Source organism: Aquabacterium sp., assembly GCF_044226965.1.
GTDB lineage: Bacteria > Pseudomonadota > Gammaproteobacteria > Burkholderiales > Burkholderiaceae_C > Pseudaquabacterium.
On sequence record NZ_JBGAGA010000039.1, the window covers coordinates 40119 to 58887 of the forward strand.

Below are 18769 nucleotides of genomic sequence, written 5' to 3' on the forward strand. Positions count from 1 at the left end.
CCGGCGTGGCGGCGGGCTGCAGACAAACCCGCGCTGCGGCGCGGGCGTGCAGGATTCAGGTGCGCGGTGCGGTGCGGCAGCCGGCGCGGGCCAGGGCCGGGTGCAGCGCGCCGGCGGTCTTCGAAGCGGCGGGCTTGCCCACCGGCTCGCCGCGCAGCACGTGCAGGTTGCGCTGCGCCATCTCGGCGCCGCGGTCCGCGGCGGCGCGGAACCAGCGCTCGGCAGCGGCCGGGTCCTTGGCCACGCCCTGGCCGGTGGCGTACATCACGCCCAGGTTGTTCTGGGCCGCGGTGTCGCCGCCCTCGGCGGCCCGCGTGAGCCAGCGCACCGCCAGCACGTCGTCGCGGGCGATGCGGTGGCCGCTCATCAGCATCCAGCCCAGCACGCTCTGCGCGCCGGTGTGGCCCTGTTCCGCGGCGGCCTGCAGCAGGCGCCCGGCCTCGGCGGGGTCGCGCGAGAGGTTGCGCCGGCACAGCATCGCCACGCCCAGGTCGTACTGCGCATCGAGGTCGCCGGCGGCGGCGCGCTCGCGCACGCTGCGGCCCGGCGCCGACGCTACCGACGCAGCGGCGGCGGACGTCGCCGGAGCTGTGGCTGCCGAAGCCGGCGCCGAGGCCCCCGGCGTCTGCGCGCCCGCCAGCGCCGATGCGGCGAGCAGCAGCGCCACGGCCGACCGCGTCCCGTGCCGGTGGAGGGTGTTCATGTGCGTCCTTTCGCGGTGGGCCGGCGCAGCCAGGCCAGCAGGCCCAGCGCGGTCAGGGTCAGCAGCCAGGTGCCCGGCTCGGGCACGGCGCCCGGCGGCACGTCGCCCTCGCGGCGCACGCCCAGCACCGAGACGTTGTTGCAGACGAAGGGCACCATCACCGAGTAGCGGCGCCCGGCCTGGTCGTCCGCCTCGTACAGCGCGGCGTACTCGACATGCCCGGACGGGAAGTTGACCTGTGTGTCGAAGCACAGCGTGTTGCCGAAGCTCATCGCCGGGATCTGCGGCTTGAAGATGCGCCGCCCGTCGATCGAGCGGATTGCCGTGCGCGAGATCTCGACGCGGTCCCGCGTGAAGCCGTTGCGCGCCATCTCGGCAATGCGCTGCACCACCTCGGGCGGGAGTTGAGCCGCCATCAAGGCCTGCTCCACCGTGCCGCGGTAGGGCGTGCGTCCCGGCACGCCCCAGACACAGTTGCGGCGCAGCTGCAGTGGCGTCACGTTCTTCGCCACGCGCGCGTCGTCGGGGCCCAGCTCGGTGCCTTCGTGGTGCAGCCCGGGCGGCGAGCCGAGCATGTCCCACTCGCCGCTGTCGCGGTTGGCCGAGGCTGCCGCTGCGGCCGCCGCCACGGTGGGGCGTGCGGCCGGCCGCGTGCCGGTGAGCATGCGGGCGGCCAGCATGCCGCTGGTGGCCAGCACCACGCCACCGGCCATCCACAGCAGCCGGCTGCGCCAGGTCAGCGTGGCGTGCAGCGACTGCGCGATGTCCTCGCGGCCGACCACGCCTTCCCAGCCGCACTGCGGGTCGGTGCAGCGGTAGCGGTGCACCGATTCGAACATGCTGACGAAGCGGTCGAGCGGATGGCGGTGCACGCGCTCGACCAGCGCACCGCAACCGGGGCAGTGACCTCCATCGGGAAAGGGGGCGGGTTTGGCAGGCTTGGACATCTCGCGCAGGCGGGCCACCGGAAAGCAGCCGACAACCTGATTGAGCACCCGAATCCCGCGGCGGGTCTTGAGACGGCTCAATCCCGGCGCGACATCACAGCATCGCGCGCAATTTGTCGTAGCCGCTGCGGCTGACCGGAATGCGCTTGCCGCTGCGCAGCCGCACCGCATGCGCATCGGAATCGGTGCGCTCCAGCGTCTGCAGCTGGTTCAGGTTGATGATGAAGCTGCGGTGCACGCGCACGAACTGCGCGGGGTCGAGCTGGGCCTCCAGCTCGGAGATGCGCTGCGTCTTCAGGTGCACCTGCGGGCCCTGGTGGAAGGCCACGGTGTCGGCCTGGGCCTCGATGTAGTCGACCTCGTCGAGCGCCAGCACGCGCTGGTCGGCGCCGTCGCGCACCAGCACGCGGCGCAGCGGCTGGGCCTGGACCAGGCGTTCGACGGCCGCGGGCGCCGGCTCCTGCATCAGCTGGCGTGCGCGTGCCAGCGCGGTGTCGAAGCGGGCCTGGCTGAAGGGCTTGAGCAGGTAGTCCACCGCATGCAGGTCGAAGGCGGCCAGCGCATGCGCGTCGTAGGCGGTGGTGAAGACCACGCCGCGCCGCAGGCCGGTGGCCTGCAGCACCTCCAGCCCGGTGAGCTTGGGCATCTGGATGTCCAGCAGCACCAGGTCGGGCGCCAGCGCCTGGATGTCGCGCGCCGCGGCCAGGCCGTCGGCCACCTCGGCGACGACGGTGATGTCGGCATGCGGCCGCAGGTACTCGCGCAGCAGCGCGCGGGCCAGCGGTTCGTCGTCGGCGATCAGGGCACGAATTCTCATGTCTGCCAGGGGAGGTGAAGGGTCACGGTGAAGCGGCCGTCGGCCTGCAGCACGTCGACGAAGGTGGGTTCGGCGTACTGGGCCTGCAGCCGCGCGCGCAGGTGCTGCAGGCCGTGTCCCAGCCCGGTGGCGTCGCGCGGCGCGGCGGCTTCCACCGGGTTCGCCACGCGCAGCTGCAGCCGGCCCGCGTCGTGCCGGGCACGGATGTCGATCAGCCCGCCGTCGTCGAGCTGGCGGATGCCGTGCTTGATGGCGTTCTCGACCAGTGGCTGCAGCGCCAAGGGCGGCAGCAGCGCGCTGCGGCAGTCGGCATCGGCGTCGATCGCCAGCTGCAGCTTGTCGCCCAGCCGGCGCTGCTCGATCGCCAGGTAGCGCTGCACCAGTTCCAGTTCCTCGTCCAGCGCAATGCGCTGGCGGCCGCTCATTGAAAGCGTTAGGCGGAAGAACTGCGCCAGGTCGATCGTCATCGCGCGGGCGGCCGCCGGGTCCAGCTGCGTCAGCGCGCTGATCGAGTTCAGCGCGTTGAACAGGAAGTGCGGATCGATCTGGTTGCGCAGCGCCTGCAGCTCCATGTCGCGCAGGTGCAGCCGGGCCTGCGCCTCGGCGGCGGCGGCGGCCTGCGCGGCCTGCAGCGACAGCAGCGCGTCGTGCGCCAGCGCCGAGATCACGAACACCATGAAGCCGATGGCCAGCAGCGCCAGCCAGCCCGCCGGCGGCAGCACCACCAGGCCGGCGCGGCCGAAGGCCCAGCCCAGCGCGTTCCACAGCGACGCGCCGCCGCCGGCCAGCAGCGCCAGCAGCAGCGCCGCCGCCGCGCGGCGCTGCAACGCGCTGATCCAGCGCGCCGGCGTCAGCGGCTGGCTGCGGCACACCGGGTACAGCGCCAGCGCCAGCAGCCCGCAGCCCAGCGCCACCGGCAGCGCGAAGCCCAGCGCCCAGGGCCAGGTCGTCGCCGGCGGCTGCACGCAGGCGGCGGCCAGCGCCAGCCCGGCCAGCCACCAGGCCAGCAGGTAGGCGGCCAGGCCGCGCAGGCGGGTCAGCAGCGGGTGCACGGCAGCGGCTCAGTTCCGGATCTCGACACCGCCCAGCGTCGTGTCCCCGCGCAGCACCAGCCGGTGCGCGGCCGCGGGCGGCGCGAAGGTCTTGTCCTCCACCGCGCCCAGCGTCGAGCTCATCTGCACCGACACCTGCCAGTCGCGCGGCACGCGCAGTTCGATGCCGCTGAACGAGGCGTGGATCGTCAGCGTGGCCTCGGGTCCGGCCATCATCGCCTCGCGCAGGTCGAGCTCGACGCCACCGAACTGCGCGCTGATGCGCCCGCCCTTGAACTGGCGCGAGTCGTTGCGCAGCTTGATGCCGCTGAAGCTGGCGTCGATGTCGACCTCGTCGCTGTGCTCGATGGCCGAGCTTTCGAAGCGCTGGCGGCGCTGCCAGCGCCGAGGGTGCGGGAACAGCCCGCGCAGCACGATGGCCACGCCAGCCAGGATCAGGAACACCGGCCACCAATGCCGGAAATCGATGTTCATGTGGCCGAGGTTGTGCATCACCATCAGCACGCCCACCACGACCAGCACCAGGCCGAACAGCCGGCTCGACAGGTGATGCGGCCACAGCAGCCGGCCGATGCCCCAGAGCACGAGCGCCAGCGGCCAGAAGGTGCGCAGCACCGGCATCTCGAACAGCTGCAGGTTGTCCAGCAGCGCGAGCGAGCCGATGCCGACGATGCCAAGGCCGAACAGCGCACGCCGGGCGCGGCGGCGCGGTGAATCGAAGGGGGTCGGGGGCGTGTCCATGGGCGAGAGTGGACACCCGCCGCGGCGTCCGGGGAAGCCGGGGCCGGCCAACCGACGGGAAAGGCCGACGAATCGCGGCGCCGCGCCCTGCGCCGCCCGTGACCCATCGCAACACCGCCTTAACTCGGCTTGGCCGCCAGGGCGGTCGGCGGGGATATGTTGCGGGCGATCGGCCGTGCCGGCCGAGTCCAAGGAACGCACCATGCAGGCTCTGCCTCCACTCGCCCGAAGCCGGGTTGTCCGGTCGATCGCAGGCCGCGTCGCGGTCACCGCGCTGGCCTTGTCGGCCAGCTGGGCCGCAGCGGCCGCCACCGGCATCCAGGTCGGCCCCAGCGGCAAGACCTTCGCCTCCAGCGCGATCAGCTGCGCCATGAACCCGGTCAGCGGCATGGCGCCGATGGTCACGGCCGGCCTCTACAACCCGGCCAAGCACGCCAGCGCCACGGTCAGCGTCAACGGCGCGACCGTGGCCAGCGTGACCTTCGCCAGCCCGAGCGCCACGCTGTGGTTGCCCGACGGGGCCGACACGGTGACCGTGGCGCTGAGCCGGCGCGTGGCCGACAGCTATGCCTTCGACGCGGCCACCACCTTCCCGGGCCAGCCCAACATCTGCATCCCGGACACGCGCAACAACTCGGTGGTGGTCGACCTCGAATACGCGGCGAGTGGCAAGTCCTACGCCACGGTGACGCCGGGTTGCGCGCTGAACGCGGCCACCGGCCGGGCGCAGCCCTACGTGAACCTGTTCGACAACGGCGGCTACCTGCTGAACGTGTCGATCAACAACACGCCGCTGACGCAGCTGAGCAGCACCCGGCCGCACACGCCGGTGTTCTTGAGCGCGGGGCTGAACGTGATCTCCGCAGCGAATGCGGCGCTGTCCACCGACCACTACGTGCGCGACGGCGGCAGCGGCAGCTGCACGCTGCCCTGATCCGCATTGTCAGAAGTGCATCGTCACCGCGTCGATCACGCGGTAGGCGTCGTCGACCACCGGCATCCACTGCCAGCGGTCGAAGGTGGTGCAGGGGTGCGAGATGCCCAGGCCCACGCGCTCGCCGACCACCGGCGCGGCGGCCTCGTCGCCCGCGTCCCAGCGCAGGTGGGCATGCTGGTCGTTCAGGCCCGTGACCCGCCAGCTGCCGGGAATGGCCTGAGGCGCCAGCGTGCCGCGCGGCGCGCGCGCGAAGGGGATCGGCATCTCGATGTCGAAGGACAGGTCGCGCCGGCCGGCCGCCAGGATCGCCAGGCCCGGCTCGGGGCGCGACTGCACATGCGTCCACACCTCCAGCGCGGGCCGCAGCGTCTCGGCACAGCCGCAGCGCGCGGCCACGGCCGCCAGCATGCGGCGGTAGTTGCCGTGGTCGTGCGTGACGTAGCAGCCCGAGCGCAGCAGGCCGCGTACTTGGCGCGATAGAGACGGCTTCAACCGGCCGGCCACCAGGTCGAAGATCGCCGAGCCGCCGGCGGACATCAGCACCTCGTCGGCCTCGAACAGGTGCTCGCGGTCGCACAGCGTGGCCAGCGCCTCGACGCGGTCCATCAGCGCCCGCGCATAGGGCTCGTCGTTGGCGCTGTCGCCCTTGGCGCCCAGGCCTTCGTAGCACTCGATGCCCACCAGCCGCACCGCCGGGCTGGCATGCAGCGCGCGCGCCAGCGCGGCGGCTTCCTCGTGGCCGCGGCAGCCGGTGCGGCCGCCGGCGACGCCGACCTCGAGCAGCACCTCGAAGGCCGGGCCCGGATGTGTTGCGCACCAGGCCTCGATCAGCGCCAGCTGCGCGGTCGAGTCGACCAGGAACACGGTGCGCAGGTCGGCATGCGCCGCCCGCAGCGCGCGCAGCCCGTGCAGGTCCTCGTCGGCGAAGACCTGGTTGGCGATCAGCACGCGCTTCACGCCGGCGGCCACGCCGATGGCCGCCTGCGTCACGTTGGCCAGCGTGATGCCCCAGGCCCCGGCGTCCAGCTGGCGCCGGAACAGCTGCGGCGACATCGTCGTCTTGCCATGCGGCGCCAGGTCGATGCCGCGCTCGCGCACGAAGGCCTGCATCCAGGCGATGTTGTGCGCTAGCGCCTCGTGCTTCAGCACCGCCAGCGGCAGCGGCAGCCGGCCGTCCAGCACCTGCCAGCCGGCGGCGGCGATCTGCGCGCGCGTCATCGGCGGCTGGTCGTGCGGAAAGCCCTTGAGCCCGGGGGCGAACACCGGCTCGGCCACCGGGCGCGTCATGCCCACCTCTCTCGTCATCTCGATCTCCTGGCTTCGGTCCGGGCGCCGACAATGGCGGCTTCCCCACCGCGATTGTGCAGACGCTTCCGATGCAGGCACCCGCCACCCCGCATGCCGTACCGGCACCGTTGCTGGCCCGCGCCCACGCGCTGCTGCAGGCCGGCGGTCGCCGGCTGCTGGGGCTGGTGGGCCCGCCGGGCAGCGGCAAGTCGACGCTGGCGCAGGCGCTGCAGGCGGCGCTGCCGACGCAGTCGGTGATCGTGCCGATGGACGGCTTCCACCTGGCTAACGCCGAATTGCAGCGGCTGGGCCGCGCCGGGCGCAAGGGCGCGCCCGATACCTTCGACAGCGCCGGCTATGCCGCATTGCTGCGCCGCCTGCGGTCGCAGCCCGCGGGCGAGACGGTGTACGCGCCGGCCTACCACCGGGACCTCGAGGAAGCGCTGGCCGGCGCGATCGCCGTCGACGCCGCGGTGCCGCTGGTCATCACCGAAGGCAACTACCTGCTGCTGGCCGAGGGCGCCTGGGGCGCGGTGGCAGCGCTGCTCGATGATGTCGGCTACGTGGACGTGGACCCGACGCTGCGCCGGCAGCGCCTGGCGCAGCGCCACCAGCAGTTCGGCCGCAGCGCCGAGGCCGCCGCGGACTGGGTGGCGCACACCGACGAGCCGAACGCCCGCTTGATCGAGGCGACGCGCGGCCGCGCCGGGTTCGTTGTGCGGGTCTAGGGCCTGCCGCTCAGGGTGCGGGGCGCCGGCAGGGCATCGGCGTCAGGCAATCGGGGCAGGCGGCGTTGTCCCACGCCGGCGCGCTGGGGTTCCAGTCGAGCATCGCGCCGGTCCAGGCGGCCATGGTCGGGCCGGCCGGCGAATCGGCGTAGAAGCCGTTGTCGCCGATGATCGTGTGCTTCGTGCCGGGCAGCACGTAGGCGCGGAAGTTCGGCAGGCTGGTCTTGTACTGCGACAGCGTGCCGAGCATCTGGCGGTTCCAGTCCGGCGTGATCAGCGGGCAGTTGCCGCCGGGACCGTAGAACACCTTCATGTAGCCGTAGAAGCCGGTCTGCACCTCGTCCTGCGTGGTGGTGTACTGCGCGAAGCGCGCACCGGTGTAGGCCTGGGCGCCGCGGCGCAGCAGGTCGTTCGAGGGCACTGCGAGCGGTGTGCTGCCGAACACCCAGGCCGGCAGCTGCACGTTCCAGTTGGCGCGACCGTTGGCATCGAAGGCCGGCGTGCTGACGCCCTGGCTGGCATCGGCCAGCACCGACAGCCGCGCCTGCGGAAACTGCCGCGCCAGCCACGGGAAGTGGGCCGACGCGCCATAGCCGCCGGCACTGGCGCCGGTGACGAACAGGTCGCTGAGGTCCGGGCCGACGTTCTTGCCGATCCAGTCCAGCACCACCATGAAGTTGTCGTAGCCGCGGTGATGGATGGTGATGGTGTCGCCGCGCGGGAAGCCCGGGCGCGCCACCTTCTGGTAGACGTGGTCGGCGGAGCCCAGGTGCACGTCGGCGGTGCAGTAGGGCAGCGCGACCAGCGTCCAGTCCTTCACCGGGTTGGCCGGGTTGTTCAGGTCCAGCAGGCCGTCGTACTGGCTGGGGTCGACATCCTTCGGGATCGCCGGCGTGTAGAACTGCAGCAGCGGCTGGCGCAGCACGCCGCCGGACGGGTGGCTGCAGGTCAGGTCGTCCCAGCAGGCGCCGCCGCCGTCGAAGATGACGGCCAGCTTCTTCGGGTCGCCCGGGCGCACCCAGAAGCGGTAGCGCGGGTTGGTGCCCGGAAAGCCGGAGCAGGTGGCCTGGTGCGGCAGTCCGTCGGCACCGATGATGGCCGGCGGGTTGTCGATGGTCTGCCAGCCTTCGGCGGCGTGGAGGGGGGCTACAGCCAGCGCGGCCAGCACACCGGCGAGCGCGATCGAGCGATTCATGGCAGCTCCGTTCACGGCGGAACGGGCATTTGACCACCGGGCAGCGCGGCCGCCGCCCCGGGGTCATCCCTCATTCAGGCGGATGCCGGGTACAGCCCGTGCACCCGGCCGAACAGCCGCGTCAGGCCCAGCAGCGCGGCGATGCTCGGCGTGGCCACGCCGACGCGCTGGCCGATCTCGTGCACCGCGCCGACGATGGCGTCGAGCTCGATCGCGCGGCCGGCCTCCACGTCCTGCAGCATCGAGGTCTTGAACGCGCCCAGCCGCGCGGTGATGGCGTGCCGGTCTTCCGCGCTCTGGGTGATGGGGCAGCCGATGCGCTGGCCCACCGCGGCGGCTTCCTGCATCGCCGCGGTGCAGAAGGCACGCAGCAGCGGGTCGGCCAGCACCCGGTCGATCGTGGCGCCGGTGATCGCGCTGATCGGGTTCATCGTCATGTTGCCCCACAGCTTGTACCAGATGTCATAACGCACATCGGGTGCGTGGGTGGCCTCGAAGCCGGCGTGCGCCAGCAGGTCGACCACCGCCTGCGCCCGGGGGCTGTGGCCGCCGCGGGGCTCGCCGACGATCAGGCCCTGGCCGACCTTGTGCTGCACCAGGCCCGGCGCGCGGGTGGCGGTGCTGGCATGCACCACGCAGCCGAGCACGCGCTCGAAATCGATGGCCGCGGCGATGGTGCCGCCGGGGTCCACGCTCTGCAGCGTGCCGCCGCCGGGGAAGCCGGCCAGGCCCTGGCAGAACCACCAGGGCACGCCGTTCATCGCCGGCATCACCACGGTGGCCGGGCCCAGCAGCGGCCCGAATTGCTGCGCCACCGCAGCCAGCGCCGGGCCCTTCACCGCGATGATCACCAGGTCCTGCGGGCCGAGTTCGGCGGCGCTGTCGCTGGCCTGCGCCACCGGCGCCTGCAGCAGCGCGCCGCCGCTGTCCAGCTGCCAGCCCTGCGTGCGCAGCGCAGCCAGCGTGGCGCCGCGCGCCAGCGCACCCACCCGGTGGCGGCCGGTGGCGGCCAGCCGGGTGCCGAGAAAACCGCCGATCGCGCCGGCGCCGACGATGCAGATCCTGTCCATGCGACCCCTGGGTCTTGAGCCAAACCGGCATCTTGCCCGCTTCCGGCCCGCTGATCTGCAATCAATCGCGCGCGATATTCAAGCCGGGCTTGCGGGTCGGCCGGTTAAACTCCGATTGGTCATGGGGGAGTAGCCGCTCTTCACCGCCCGCCTCACGGGCCTTGAAGAAGCCGACGTCAACATGCTTGGCCCGGTCCCGGGCCATGGCGTCGGCGGCCCTGGATTCGCATCCAGCGCCTGGCAAGACCTTTGACCACGGTGCCCCGATCTGGCCGGGCGTGCGCCGTGGTCAATCGTCTGTCCGTCCCGGCCCTGGAAGCTTGTTCTCATGGAATCCCTGCTCGTCTCCACCGGCGTCATCGCGCTCGCCGAAATCGGCGACAAGACCCAGCTGCTGGCCTTTCTGCTGGCCGCGCGCTTCAAGAAGCCCTGGCCCATCATCGCCGGCATCCTGGTGGCCACGCTGGTCAACCATGGCCTGGCCGGCGCGCTGGGCGCCTGGATCACCAGCGTGCTCGGCCCCGGCGTGCTGCGCTGGGTGCTGGGCCTGTCGTTCATCGGCATGGCGGTGTGGACGCTGATCCCCGACAAGATCGAGGACGAGGAGGCCGCCGTCGCGCAGCGCTTCGGCGTGTTCGGCGCCACGCTGATCACCTTCTTCCTGGCCGAGATGGGCGACAAGACGCAGATCGCCACCGTCGCGATGGCCGCGCACTACGCCAACCCGCTGCTGGTGGTGGCCGGCACCACGCTGGGCATGCTGATCGCCGACGTGCCGGCGGTGTTCGCCGGCGACAAGCTGGCCGCGCGCATTCCGCTGAAGCTGGTGCATGCGGTGGCGGCACTGATCTTCTTCGCGCTGGGGGTTGCGACCTTGCTGGGCGCGGGCGCCGGGTTCGGGTTCTGATCCTCGGTCGAATGAGGAGCGGCCCCCCGGCCGCAACAAATGCAACCCGCGCGACGGCTGGCTGACGTGCCGCCGCAACCGCGGCGCCTCAGACTGCCGGCATGAACCCGATCGCTTTCGACCGTTCGCGCCTGGCCGGCCTGCTGCTCGTGCTGGGCGGCCTGCTCGCCGGCCTGCCGCTGCACGCGCAACCGGTGGCCGCCAGCAGGTCCAGCACCGGCACGCCGGCGGAGGCCGCCGCGGCCCAGGCCGTCGTGCAAGGCCTGCTGCAGCAGCACTTCAAGACCGACATGGTGTTCAACACCGCCTCGGTGAATGCCAAGGCCGCGCGCCTGACGCCCGACCTGCAGCGCCGCCTGCTGCAGCAGCTGGCCAGGCCGGTGCCGGCCGACGAGGTGCCCGACATCGACGGTGACCCGTTCACCAACGCCCAGGACCTGCCGACGCGCTTCCAGCTCGAACCGGCCCAGCTCAGTGGCACGCAGGCCGAGGTGGCGGTGCGCTTCAGCGGGCACGGCATGCACGAGCGCGTGCGCTACGTGCTGCAGCGGGTGGACGGCCAGTGGCGCGTCGACGACCTGCGCTACGCCGACGGCTCCACGCTGCGCCAGCTGCTGCACTGACGCGGCGGACGCCTAACGCTCGACCGGTGCGTCCGCGGCCGGTGCTTCGGGCGCTGCAGGCGCCTCGGCCGCTGCGGCAGCATCCGCCATGGGCCGCCGCAGCGGCCCGGTGGCCAATGCGCGCTCGACGTCCTTGCCCAGGCCCTGGGCCAGCATCGCCATCAGGTGGAAGGCGAACGCGGGGTTCTGGTAGAAGAGCTGGCGCACCGTGCTCTCGTGGATCTGCAGCACCGTGCAGGCGGTGACGCAGCGCACGGTCTGCGTGCGGCGGTGCTCGGCCGAGAACAGCGCGATCTCGCCGAAGATGCGCCCGGGCGCGATCTCCGCGCCGATGCCGGCCAGCGCCAGCCGGCCCTCGGCCAGCAGGTACAGGCTGTCGGCCTTGTCGCCCTTGTTGAACAGGGTCTGTCCGGCGTTGAAGCGCCTGGCCTTCATGTGCGGCCGCAGCCACAGCGCGGCCATGTCGGCGGCCACGCCGGCGCCCTTGACGCGGCGCGACAGCCGCGTCAGTTCCACCGCGCGGTACAGGTTGATCGGCAGCAGCGAGGCGGCGATCAGCAGGGTGATCGGCGAGGGGTGCAGCGCGCCGTAGACCAGCAGCCCGAGGTTGCTGCCCACCGCCAGCCAGCGCAGCGGCAGCATCGTGCGGCACAGCGCGCCGGCCACCACCATCGCGATGGCGATGGCCGCGGCCAGGTGCGCCACCAGCTGCAGCGGCGACGCCAGCACCGCCGCGGCCGTCTCGCCCAGCCGCGCGACCCCTTCGGCGACCAGCGCTTCCAGGCTCATGGCCGGGCCTTCCGGCGGGGGTGTGAAAACCGCACTCCGGCGGGGTGACCGGCGGCATCGCGCGCAAGGCCGGCGGTTTTTACAGTGAACCCACGTCGATGCGATGCAGCGACGACAAGCCAGTCAACCCCCACTGCCACGGAGCCCACCATGAACTTCAAGACCACCCTGCTGGACGATCGCCTGAACGCCCTGCTGATCGGCATCGTGATGGTGCTGGCGCTGGTCGCCGACGCCGACAGCCTGTGGGCCGCTGCCGACACCGACACGGTGGCCGTGGCGCAGGCCGTGGTGCCCGCACCGATCGTCTGAGCAACGATGCCGGCGCGCGCCCGCATGGCGGCCCCGGACTGCGGCTGGGCGGCACTCATGGCGCCCGAGTGTAAGTTCGCGCCGGAGACCGCGCCGCCGGCAGGCGGCACGGCCCGGCGGCGCCTAACGCTGAATCAGTGCGTCCAGCCGGCCGCGGCGCCGGTCTGCCCGGCGCGGCGCACCTGGTTCTTGCCGCCGTGCTTGGCGGCGTACAGCGCTTCGTCGGCCAGGCGCAGCAGGCCCTCGGGCGCGTCGTCCAGGCGCGGGTTGTCGCTGCCGCACAGGCCGATGCTCACGCTCAGGCCGCGGCCGTTGGACGCCGGCGCATCGAGCGCCTCGATGCTGGCGCGCAGCTTCTCGGCAATGGCCTCGGCCCGCAGCGCTTCGGTGTTCGGCAGCAGCAGCGCGAATTCCTCGCCGCCGTAGCGTGCGGCCAGGTCGCCGGCGCGCTGGGCACAGGACTGCAGCACCGCGGCCACCTGGCGCAGCACGGCGTCGCCGGCCAGGTGACCGCAGCGGTCGTTCAACTGCTTGAAGTCGTCCAGGTCGATGAACAGCAGCGCCAGCGGGCTGCCTTCGCGCTGGGCCCGGCGGTATTCGGTGTCCAGCGCCAGGTCGAAGCTGCGCCGGTTGGCCAGGCCGGTCAGGCTGTCGGTCACCGCCAGCGCTTCCAGGCGGCGGCGGGTGCGGTCGAGTTCATCCTCGATGGCCTTGCGTGCGCCGATGCCGCGGATGTTGATCACCAGTTCGGGCAGCGCCTCGGGCTCGCCTGCGCGCGGCGGCAGCCGGCTGGCACGCGACTCGATCCACACGTAGTGGCCGTCCGCATGCAGCGCACGGGCCCGGTAGTCGGCCTCGGGCTGGCCGTGCAGGCGCTGCAGCGCCGCCACCACGGTGGCGATGTCCTGCGGGTGGCAGAAGTCGATCACCGAGCGCCCCAGGATTTCATCGGGCCGCCAGCCGAGCAGCTTGGCGACGTTGGGCGACACATAGCTCAGCCGGCCCTCGCGCAGCGTGGCGACGGTGTCGCTCGAATGCTCGGCCAGCATGCGGTAGCCGGCCTCGCTGGCGCGGGCGCGGGCCTCGGCCTCGCGCAGCGCCTGCTGCTGGCGCTTCAGGCTGGTGATGTCCACGTGCACGAAGCAGCCCCGGCCGTCGCTGGTGTGGCCGCGCTGCTCGATCACGCGCACCCAGCGCTCGCCCGGCAGCGCCAGCTCGAACGGCGCCCCCGAGAAGCGCTGGTTCTCGCGCAGGATCTCCAGGCTCTGCAGGAAGGCCGGCGCGCGCGGGTCGGTGCTCCAGGCCTGGCGGAACAGCGCCTCGAAGCCGGCTCCGGCCACTTCGTCCAGCGTGCGCAGGCCGTAGAGGCCCAGGAAGGCCTGGTTGGCCCACAGCAGGCGATCGGCGGCGTCGACCACCAGCACGCCGTCGGGCATGCTCTCCAGGATGGCCGAGGCCCCCTCGGCGAGCGAGGGGCGCAGCGGCCGCGTTGCCAGCGCCGGGTCGGCTAGCGCCGCCACCTTGCGCCAGACCCGGATGCGGCCGAACGCGCCCATGTCCACCGACGACACCCGCACCCGGACGCCGCGATGGTCGAACTCGTAGGGCCGGCGCTGGCTGCGGTGGCGCTGCACGCCTTCGGCGATGTAGCGCTCGATGCGCGGCATTTCCTCCGCCGACAGGCGCACCCCGTAGAAGCGGCGCAGGTTCTCCGCGTAGGGCTCGCCTTCATGCACCGCGTCGCGGTGCTCAGGGAAGAACGCCAGGAAGGTCTGGTTCCAGGCCAGCGTGCGGTCCTGGCTGTCGAAGGCGCAAAAGCCGACTTCCAGGCCATCGAGCGCCGCGGCGGCCGCGCGCAACAAGGCAGACTTCACAACAACACGCAAGCCCCGGCCGCGAACGGCCTTATTTACAACATATTTCTATTTTAGCGATTTTGGCTGGCGCCGTGCGGTCTTTTTGGCCGGCCATCGGGGCATTGTTCGCGCCTTGGCGGCCGTGTCCGGGGCGCTTCCGGGCGCTTCTGGCTGCGCCCGGTCGCCTCATGCGCCGCCACTGCCGACCGGGGCCTGACGGATCGCCTGCGAGCGCTGTTCCAGCTCCTGCCGCAGCTGCCGGCGCAACTGGGCGGCGGCGTGGCGGCGGCGTTCGTCGTCGCTGGCCGGCTGCCGAGGCGGCACCGGCACCGGCTTGCCGTCGTCCCCCACCGCCACCATCGTGAAGAAGCAGCTGTTGACATGCCGCGTCGTGCGGCTGCGGATGTTCTCGGCCAGCACCTTGATGCCGACCTCCATCGACGAACTGCCGGTGTAGTTGACCGAGGCCAGGAAGCTCACCAGCTCGCCCACCTGGATGGCCTGGCGGAACATCACCTGGTCGACCGACAGCGTCACGACATACGAGCCCGAGTAGCGGCTGGCGCAGGCATAGGCCACCTGGTCCAGCAGCTTCAGGATCGTGCCGCCATGCACCTTGCCGGAGAAGTTCGCGGTATCGGGCGTCATCAGCACCGTCATCGTCAGCTGGTGGGTCGGCAGGTCGGTCATGGCGATGGCACTCCGGAAATCGGGTCGGACGGCAGGCGGGCCCGCATTGTCAATGCGCGGCGCGGCTTTCTTGCCCGCGGTCAATTGACACCGCCGCAAGCCCGCTCGCACAATCCGCCCCGCTCCGGGGTGCACGCAGGGTGCGTGCTGAGACGGTGAATCCGAACCCGCGAACTTGAACCGGTTAGTACCGGCGTAAGAAGAGCTGTCACACCCACGGCTTCGCGTGCTGCTGCGCGCCAAGGTCTCGGGGGCGACCTTCGGAGCACTGTCTGTCGCACCAAGGAGCCCGCCGATGAATGCCCCCGAACACCTGCCGCCGCTGGCCGAGCGCCTCGCGCTCACGCGTGAGCCTTTCCCGGCCTCGCGCAAGGCCTACCTCGCCGGCTCGCGCGCCGACCTGCAGGTGCCGCTGCGCGAGGTGCAGCTGACCAATGGCGAGACGGTGTCGCTGTACGACACCTCCGGCCCCTACACCGACCCCGCGGTGGCCATCGACGTGCACCGCGGCCTGCACGCGCTGCGCGCCGCGTGGATCGCCGAACGCGGCGACAGCGCGCCTTACGCCGGCCGCGCGCCGCAGGCGCTGGACGACGGCGCGCGCCAGGCCGCGCTGGCCGCGGGCGGCGACCCGGCCGCCTTGCAGGCGCTGCGCGAGCGCGCCGCCGCACTGCAGCGCATGCCGCGCCGCGCCCAGCCCGGCGCCAACGTCACGCAGATGCACTATGCGAAGCGCGGCATCGTCACGCCGGAGATGGAGTACGTCGCGCTGCGCGAGAACGGCCGCCGCGAGTGGATGGCAGCGCACCTGGCTAACGCCCAACGCGAGCGTCGGCGCGCCGGCAACCCGCTGGGCGCCGCGCTGCCGGCCGGGCCGATCACGCCCGAGTTCGTGCGCGACGAGGTGGCGCGTGGCCGCGCGATCATCCCGGCCAACATCAACCACCCGGAAATCGAGCCGATGGCCATCGGCCGCAACTTCCTGGTGAAGATCAACGCCAACATCGGCAACTCGGCCGTCACCTCCAGCATCGAGGAAGAGGTGGAGAAGCTGGTGTGGTCCATCCGCTGGGGCGCGGACACGGTGATGGACCTGTCCACCGGCCGCCACATCCACACCACGCGCGACTGGATCCTGCGCAATTCGCCGGTGCCCATCGGCACCGTGCCGATCTACCAGGCGCTCGAGAAGGTGGGCGGCGTGGCCGAAGACCTGACGTGGGCGATCTTCCGCGACACGCTGATCGAGCAGGCCGAGCAGGGCGTCGACTACTTCACCATCCATGCCGGCGTGCGCCTGCCCTTCATCCCGCTGACGGCCGAGCGCGTCACCGGCATCGTCTCGCGCGGCGGCTCGATCATGGCCAAGTGGTGCATCGCGCACCACCGCGAGAGCTTCCTGTACACGCACTTCGAAGAGATCTGCGAGATCATGAAGGCCTACGACGTGAGCTTCTCGCTCGGCGACGGCCTGCGCCCCGGTTGCGCGGCCGACGCCAACGACGAGGCCCAGTTCGCCGAGCTGCGCACCTTGGGCGAGCTGACGCAGACCGCGTGGAAGCACGACGTGCAGACCATGATCGAAGGCCCGGGCCATGTGCCGCTGCACATGATCCAGGCCAACATGGACGAGCAGCTGAAGCACTGCCACGAGGCGCCGTTCTACACGCTGGGGCCGCTGACGATCGACATCGCGCCCGGCTACGACCACATCGCCAGCGCGATCGGCGCCGCGATGATCGGCTGGATGGGCACCGCGATGCTGTGCTACGTGACGCCCAAGGAACACCTGGGCCTGCCCGACCGCGACGATGTGAAGCAGGGCATCATCGCCTACAAGATCGCCGCGCATGCGGCCGATGTTGCGAAGGGCCACCCGGGCGCGCGGGCGCGCGACGACGCCTTGTCGAAGGCGCGCTTCGAGTTCCGCTGGAGCGACCAGTTCAACCTGAGCCTGGACCCCGACACCGCGCGTGACTTCCACGACGAGACGCTGCCGAAGGACGCGGCCAAGGTGGCCCACTTCTGCTCGATGTGCGGCCCGAAGTTCTGCTCGATGAAGATCACGCAGGAGGTGCGCGACTACGCCGCGCAGCAGGGCCTGGCCGAAGGCGAGGCGCTGGCGCGCGGGCTGACCGAGAAGTCCGACGAGTTCCGCGCCGCCGGGGCCGAGCTCTACATCCCGATCCAGCCGCAGCGCGGCTGAGGGCGCGGCGATGAGCATGCTGCACATCGGCATTGCCGGTGCCGGGCTGCTGGGCCGGCTGGTGGCCTGGACCCTCGTGCGTCAGCTCGGCTCCAGCTGCCGCATCGAGGTGTTCGACCCGGCCGACGGCCCCGAGCCGCGTTTCGACGGCCACGGCGCCGCGGCCTTCACCGCCGCCGGGCTGCTGAGCCCGCTGGCCGAGCAGGACGTGGCCTCGGCCGCCACCGCGGCGCTGGGCTGGCGCTCGCTGGACCTGTGGCCGCGCATCGTCGCGGCCTTGCCGGGCACACCGTACTTCGCCGCGCGCGGCAGCCTGCTGCTGGCGCACCGCAGCGATGCCGGCGCGGCGCAGCGGCTGCTGGCGCGGCTGCCGGCGCCGGCCGTATCAGCGGCAGCACCGCAGGCGCTGACGACCGATCAGCTCGGCCAGCTGGAGCCTGCGCTGCAGGGCATCGCCCAGGCCTGGCTGCTGCCGGGCGAAGGGCAGATCGACCCGATCGGCACGCTGCGCGGCCTGCACGAAGGCACGCGCGGCGCGCACGTGCGCTGGCACTGGCGTGCGCCGGTGGCCGAGCTGCGGCACGCTGCGCTGCGCGTCGAATCGGCCGGTGCCAGCGCCTGGCGCGGCTTCGATGCGGTGTTCGACCTGCGCGGCCTGGGCGCGCGGCCGCCGCTGCCGCTGCGCGGCGTGCGTGGCGAAACGGTGTGGCTGCACGCGCCCGGCCATGGGCTGACGCGGCCGGTGCGCCTGCTGCACCCGCGGCACCGCGTCTACATCGCGCCGCGGCCCGGCGACCTGCTGGTGGTGGGCGCCAGCGAGATCGAGAGCGAGGATCGCTCGGAGGTGTCGCTGAAAAGCGCGGTCGAGCTGATGGCCGCCGCGCACAGCGTGCCGCCGGCCTTGCAGGAGGCCCGCATCCTGCGGCTCGATCGCAACCTGCGGCCGGCGCTGCCGGACAACGAGCCCTGCGTCGAGGTGCAGCCCGGGCTGGTGCGCATCAACGGCCTGTTCCGCCACGGCTGGCTGCTGGCCCCGGCGCTGGTGGAGGACGCGCTGGCGCGCTGGCGGGCCTTGCTCCCGGCCGTCACGGAGGCCGTGGCATGACGACCAACGGCCCCACCCTGGTGACCGTGCGCCTCGGCGATCGCCTCCACACCGTGCCGGCCAACAGCACGCTGGCCGACCTGCTGCAGCTCAGCGGCGAGGCGAGCGACAGCGTCGCGACCGCGGTGGACGGCCAGTTCGTGCCGCGCGCCGCGCGCGCCGGCTTCGTGCTCGCCGAAGGCCAGCAAGTGCTGCTCTTCCACCCCATCGTCGGAGGCTGATCCCGATGACATCGAACACGCTCACATCGAACGATAGCCGCGACACCTGGCGGGTCGGCGACGTCACGCTCACCAGCCGCTTCCTGCTCGGCACCGCCGGCTACCCGTCGCCCGCGGTGCTGGAGCAGGCGCTGCGGGCCTCCGGTGCGCAGGTCGTCACCGTCGGCCTGAAACGCACGCTGGCGAGCGCCGCCGGCGACAACGGCTTCATCGCCGCGATCCGCAGCGTGCTGGCGCGCAGCGGCGCGCGCCTGCTGCCCAACACCGCCGGCTGCCGCAGCGCGCACGAGGCGATTCAGCTCGCCCACATGGCGCGCGAGCTGTATGGCACCGCCTGGATCAAGCTCGAGGTCGTCGGCGACGAGCACACGCTGCAGCCCGACCCCTTCGAGCTGTTGGCCGCCGCGACGCAGCTGGTGCGCGACGGCTTCACGGTGTTCCCGTACTGCACCGACGACCTGGTGCTGTGCCGCCGCCTGCTCGATGCCGGCTGCCCGCTGCTGATGCCCTGGGGCGCGCCGATCGGCTCGGGCCAGGGCCTGCTGAACCCGTTCGCGCTGCGCACGCTGCGCGAGCGCCTGCC

Annotated in this window: 19 protein-coding genes, 1 pseudogene and 2 riboswitches; of the genes and pseudogenes, 9 read left to right on the forward strand and 11 right to left on the reverse strand. The window is 72.2% G+C overall.

The genetic code is table 11. From position 1 onward, the window contains the following. Positions 1-55: 55 nt before the first annotated feature. From ACILR4_RS17635 to ACILR4_RS17655, 5 genes are all read right to left on the reverse strand, one after another. Positions 56-703, reverse strand: coding sequence for a tetratricopeptide repeat protein (locus tag ACILR4_RS17635; RefSeq protein WP_395702171.1), 648 nt, complete (start codon positions 701-703; stop codon positions 56-58). Then, on the reverse strand, positions 700-1575 hold the full coding sequence (locus tag ACILR4_RS17640; RefSeq protein ID WP_395702172.1) for a PEP-CTERM sorting domain-containing protein: 876 nt from the start codon (positions 1573-1575) through the stop codon (positions 700-702). The genes ACILR4_RS17635 and ACILR4_RS17640 overlap by 4 nt, the downstream gene beginning before the upstream one ends. Before the next feature lie 169 nt (positions 1576-1744). Continuing rightward, entirely contained in the window at positions 1745-2467 is a 723-nt protein-coding gene (locus tag ACILR4_RS17645; protein WP_395702173.1) for a LytR/AlgR family response regulator transcription factor, read from the reverse strand. After that, entirely contained in the window at positions 2464-3519 is a 1056-nt protein-coding gene (locus ACILR4_RS17650) for a sensor histidine kinase (protein ID WP_395702174.1), read from the reverse strand. Before ACILR4_RS17650 ends, ACILR4_RS17645 begins: the two co-directional genes overlap by 4 nt. A 9-nt stretch (positions 3520-3528) precedes the next feature. Beyond that, positions 3529-4260 carry a LiaI-LiaF-like domain-containing protein gene (locus ACILR4_RS17655; RefSeq protein WP_395702175.1) on the reverse strand — a complete coding sequence of 244 codons (732 nt, stop codon included), beginning with the start codon at positions 4258-4260 and terminating at the stop codon, positions 3529-3531. 202 nt (positions 4261-4462) lie between these two features. Between ACILR4_RS17655 and ACILR4_RS17660 the strand changes: the two genes are divergently transcribed. Further along, the gene (locus ACILR4_RS17660) at positions 4463-5194 is read left to right on the forward strand and encodes a hypothetical protein (RefSeq protein WP_395702176.1); all 732 of its coding nucleotides are present in this window, start codon (positions 4463-4465) and stop codon (positions 5192-5194) included. A gap of 9 nt (positions 5195-5203) precedes the next feature. On the opposite strand, the gene ACILR4_RS17665 is transcribed toward ACILR4_RS17660, so the two are convergent. Continuing rightward, positions 5204-6502: an alanine racemase gene (locus ACILR4_RS17665; RefSeq protein ID WP_395702177.1), complete on the reverse strand. Its 1299-nt coding sequence runs from the start codon at positions 6500-6502 to the stop codon at positions 5204-5206. A gap of 71 nt (positions 6503-6573) precedes the next feature. Between ACILR4_RS17665 and ACILR4_RS17670 the strand changes: the two genes are divergently transcribed. Continuing rightward, positions 6574-7212, forward strand: coding sequence for a nucleoside/nucleotide kinase family protein (locus ACILR4_RS17670; protein ID WP_395702178.1), 639 nt, complete (start codon positions 6574-6576; stop codon positions 7210-7212). Positions 7213-7222: 10 nt separating this feature from the next. Here the strand turns inward: ACILR4_RS17670 and ACILR4_RS17675 are convergent, their stop codons facing one another. Together ACILR4_RS17675 and ACILR4_RS17680 are read right to left on the reverse strand one after the other, a co-directional pair. Beyond that, positions 7223-8407, reverse strand: coding sequence for a pectin acetylesterase-family hydrolase (locus ACILR4_RS17675; protein WP_395702179.1), 1185 nt, complete (start codon positions 8405-8407; stop codon positions 7223-7225). A 74-nt stretch (positions 8408-8481) separates the two neighbouring features. Continuing rightward, positions 8482-9477, reverse strand: a complete 996-nt coding sequence (locus ACILR4_RS17680) for a 2-dehydropantoate 2-reductase (protein WP_395702180.1) — start codon at positions 9475-9477, stop codon at positions 8482-8484. A gap of 112 nt (positions 9478-9589) precedes the next feature. Continuing rightward, a riboswitch (yybP-ykoY riboswitch) is annotated at positions 9590-9799 on the forward strand. A gap of 6 nt (positions 9800-9805) precedes the next feature. Here ACILR4_RS17680 and ACILR4_RS17685 point away from each other — a divergent pair. Both ACILR4_RS17685 and ACILR4_RS17690 read left to right on the forward strand, forming a co-directional pair. Continuing rightward, complete coding sequence (locus tag ACILR4_RS17685) at positions 9806-10384, forward strand: TMEM165/GDT1 family protein (RefSeq protein WP_395702181.1); 579 nt, start codon at positions 9806-9808, stop codon at positions 10382-10384. Positions 10385-10485: 101 nt separating this feature from the next. Continuing rightward, on the forward strand, positions 10486-11007 hold the full coding sequence (locus ACILR4_RS17690) for a hypothetical protein (RefSeq protein WP_395702182.1): 522 nt from the start codon (positions 10486-10488) through the stop codon (positions 11005-11007). A 12-nt stretch (positions 11008-11019) separates the two neighbouring features. On the opposite strand, the gene ACILR4_RS17695 is transcribed toward ACILR4_RS17690, so the two are convergent. Next, on the reverse strand, positions 11020-11796 hold the full coding sequence (locus ACILR4_RS17695; RefSeq protein ID WP_395702183.1) for a cyclic nucleotide-binding domain-containing protein: 777 nt from the start codon (positions 11794-11796) through the stop codon (positions 11020-11022). A 150-nt stretch (positions 11797-11946) separates the two neighbouring features. Between ACILR4_RS17695 and ACILR4_RS17700 the strand changes: the two genes are divergently transcribed. Then, positions 11947-12108, forward strand: coding sequence for a hypothetical protein (locus ACILR4_RS17700; protein ID WP_395702184.1), 162 nt, complete (start codon positions 11947-11949; stop codon positions 12106-12108). Positions 12109-12242: 134 nt separating this feature from the next. On the opposite strand, the gene ACILR4_RS17705 is transcribed toward ACILR4_RS17700, so the two are convergent. Together ACILR4_RS17705 and ACILR4_RS17710 are read right to left on the reverse strand one after the other, a co-directional pair. Further along, positions 12243-13982: a diguanylate cyclase domain-containing protein gene (locus ACILR4_RS17705; protein WP_395702185.1), complete on the reverse strand. Its 1740-nt coding sequence runs from the start codon at positions 13980-13982 to the stop codon at positions 12243-12245. Between the two features lie 168 nt (positions 13983-14150). Continuing rightward, positions 14151-14654: an acyl-CoA thioesterase gene (locus ACILR4_RS17710; RefSeq protein ID WP_395702186.1), complete on the reverse strand. Its 504-nt coding sequence runs from the start codon at positions 14652-14654 to the stop codon at positions 14151-14153. Positions 14655-14769: 115 nt separating this feature from the next. Continuing rightward, a riboswitch (TPP riboswitch) is annotated at positions 14770-14873 on the forward strand. A gap of 76 nt (positions 14874-14949) precedes the next feature. Between ACILR4_RS17710 and thiC the strand changes: the two genes are divergently transcribed. The 4 genes and pseudogenes from thiC to ACILR4_RS17730 all read left to right on the forward strand — a co-directional run. Continuing rightward, positions 14950-16860 (forward strand): phosphomethylpyrimidine synthase ThiC, encoded by a 1911-nt coding sequence (thiC, locus tag ACILR4_RS17715; protein ID WP_395702187.1) that lies wholly within the window; start codon positions 14950-14952, stop codon positions 16858-16860. A gap of 10 nt (positions 16861-16870) precedes the next feature. Next, positions 16871-17965 carry an FAD-dependent oxidoreductase gene (locus tag ACILR4_RS17720; protein ID WP_395702188.1) on the forward strand — a complete coding sequence of 365 codons (1095 nt, stop codon included), beginning with the start codon at positions 16871-16873 and terminating at the stop codon, positions 17963-17965. Continuing rightward, complete coding sequence (gene thiS / locus ACILR4_RS17725; RefSeq protein WP_395702189.1) at positions 17962-18186, forward strand: sulfur carrier protein ThiS; 225 nt, start codon at positions 17962-17964, stop codon at positions 18184-18186. The genes ACILR4_RS17720 and thiS overlap by 4 nt, the downstream gene beginning before the upstream one ends. A 5-nt stretch (positions 18187-18191) precedes the next feature. Then, positions 18192-18769, forward strand: a pseudogene (locus ACILR4_RS17730) (thiazole synthase); the annotation flags it as partial.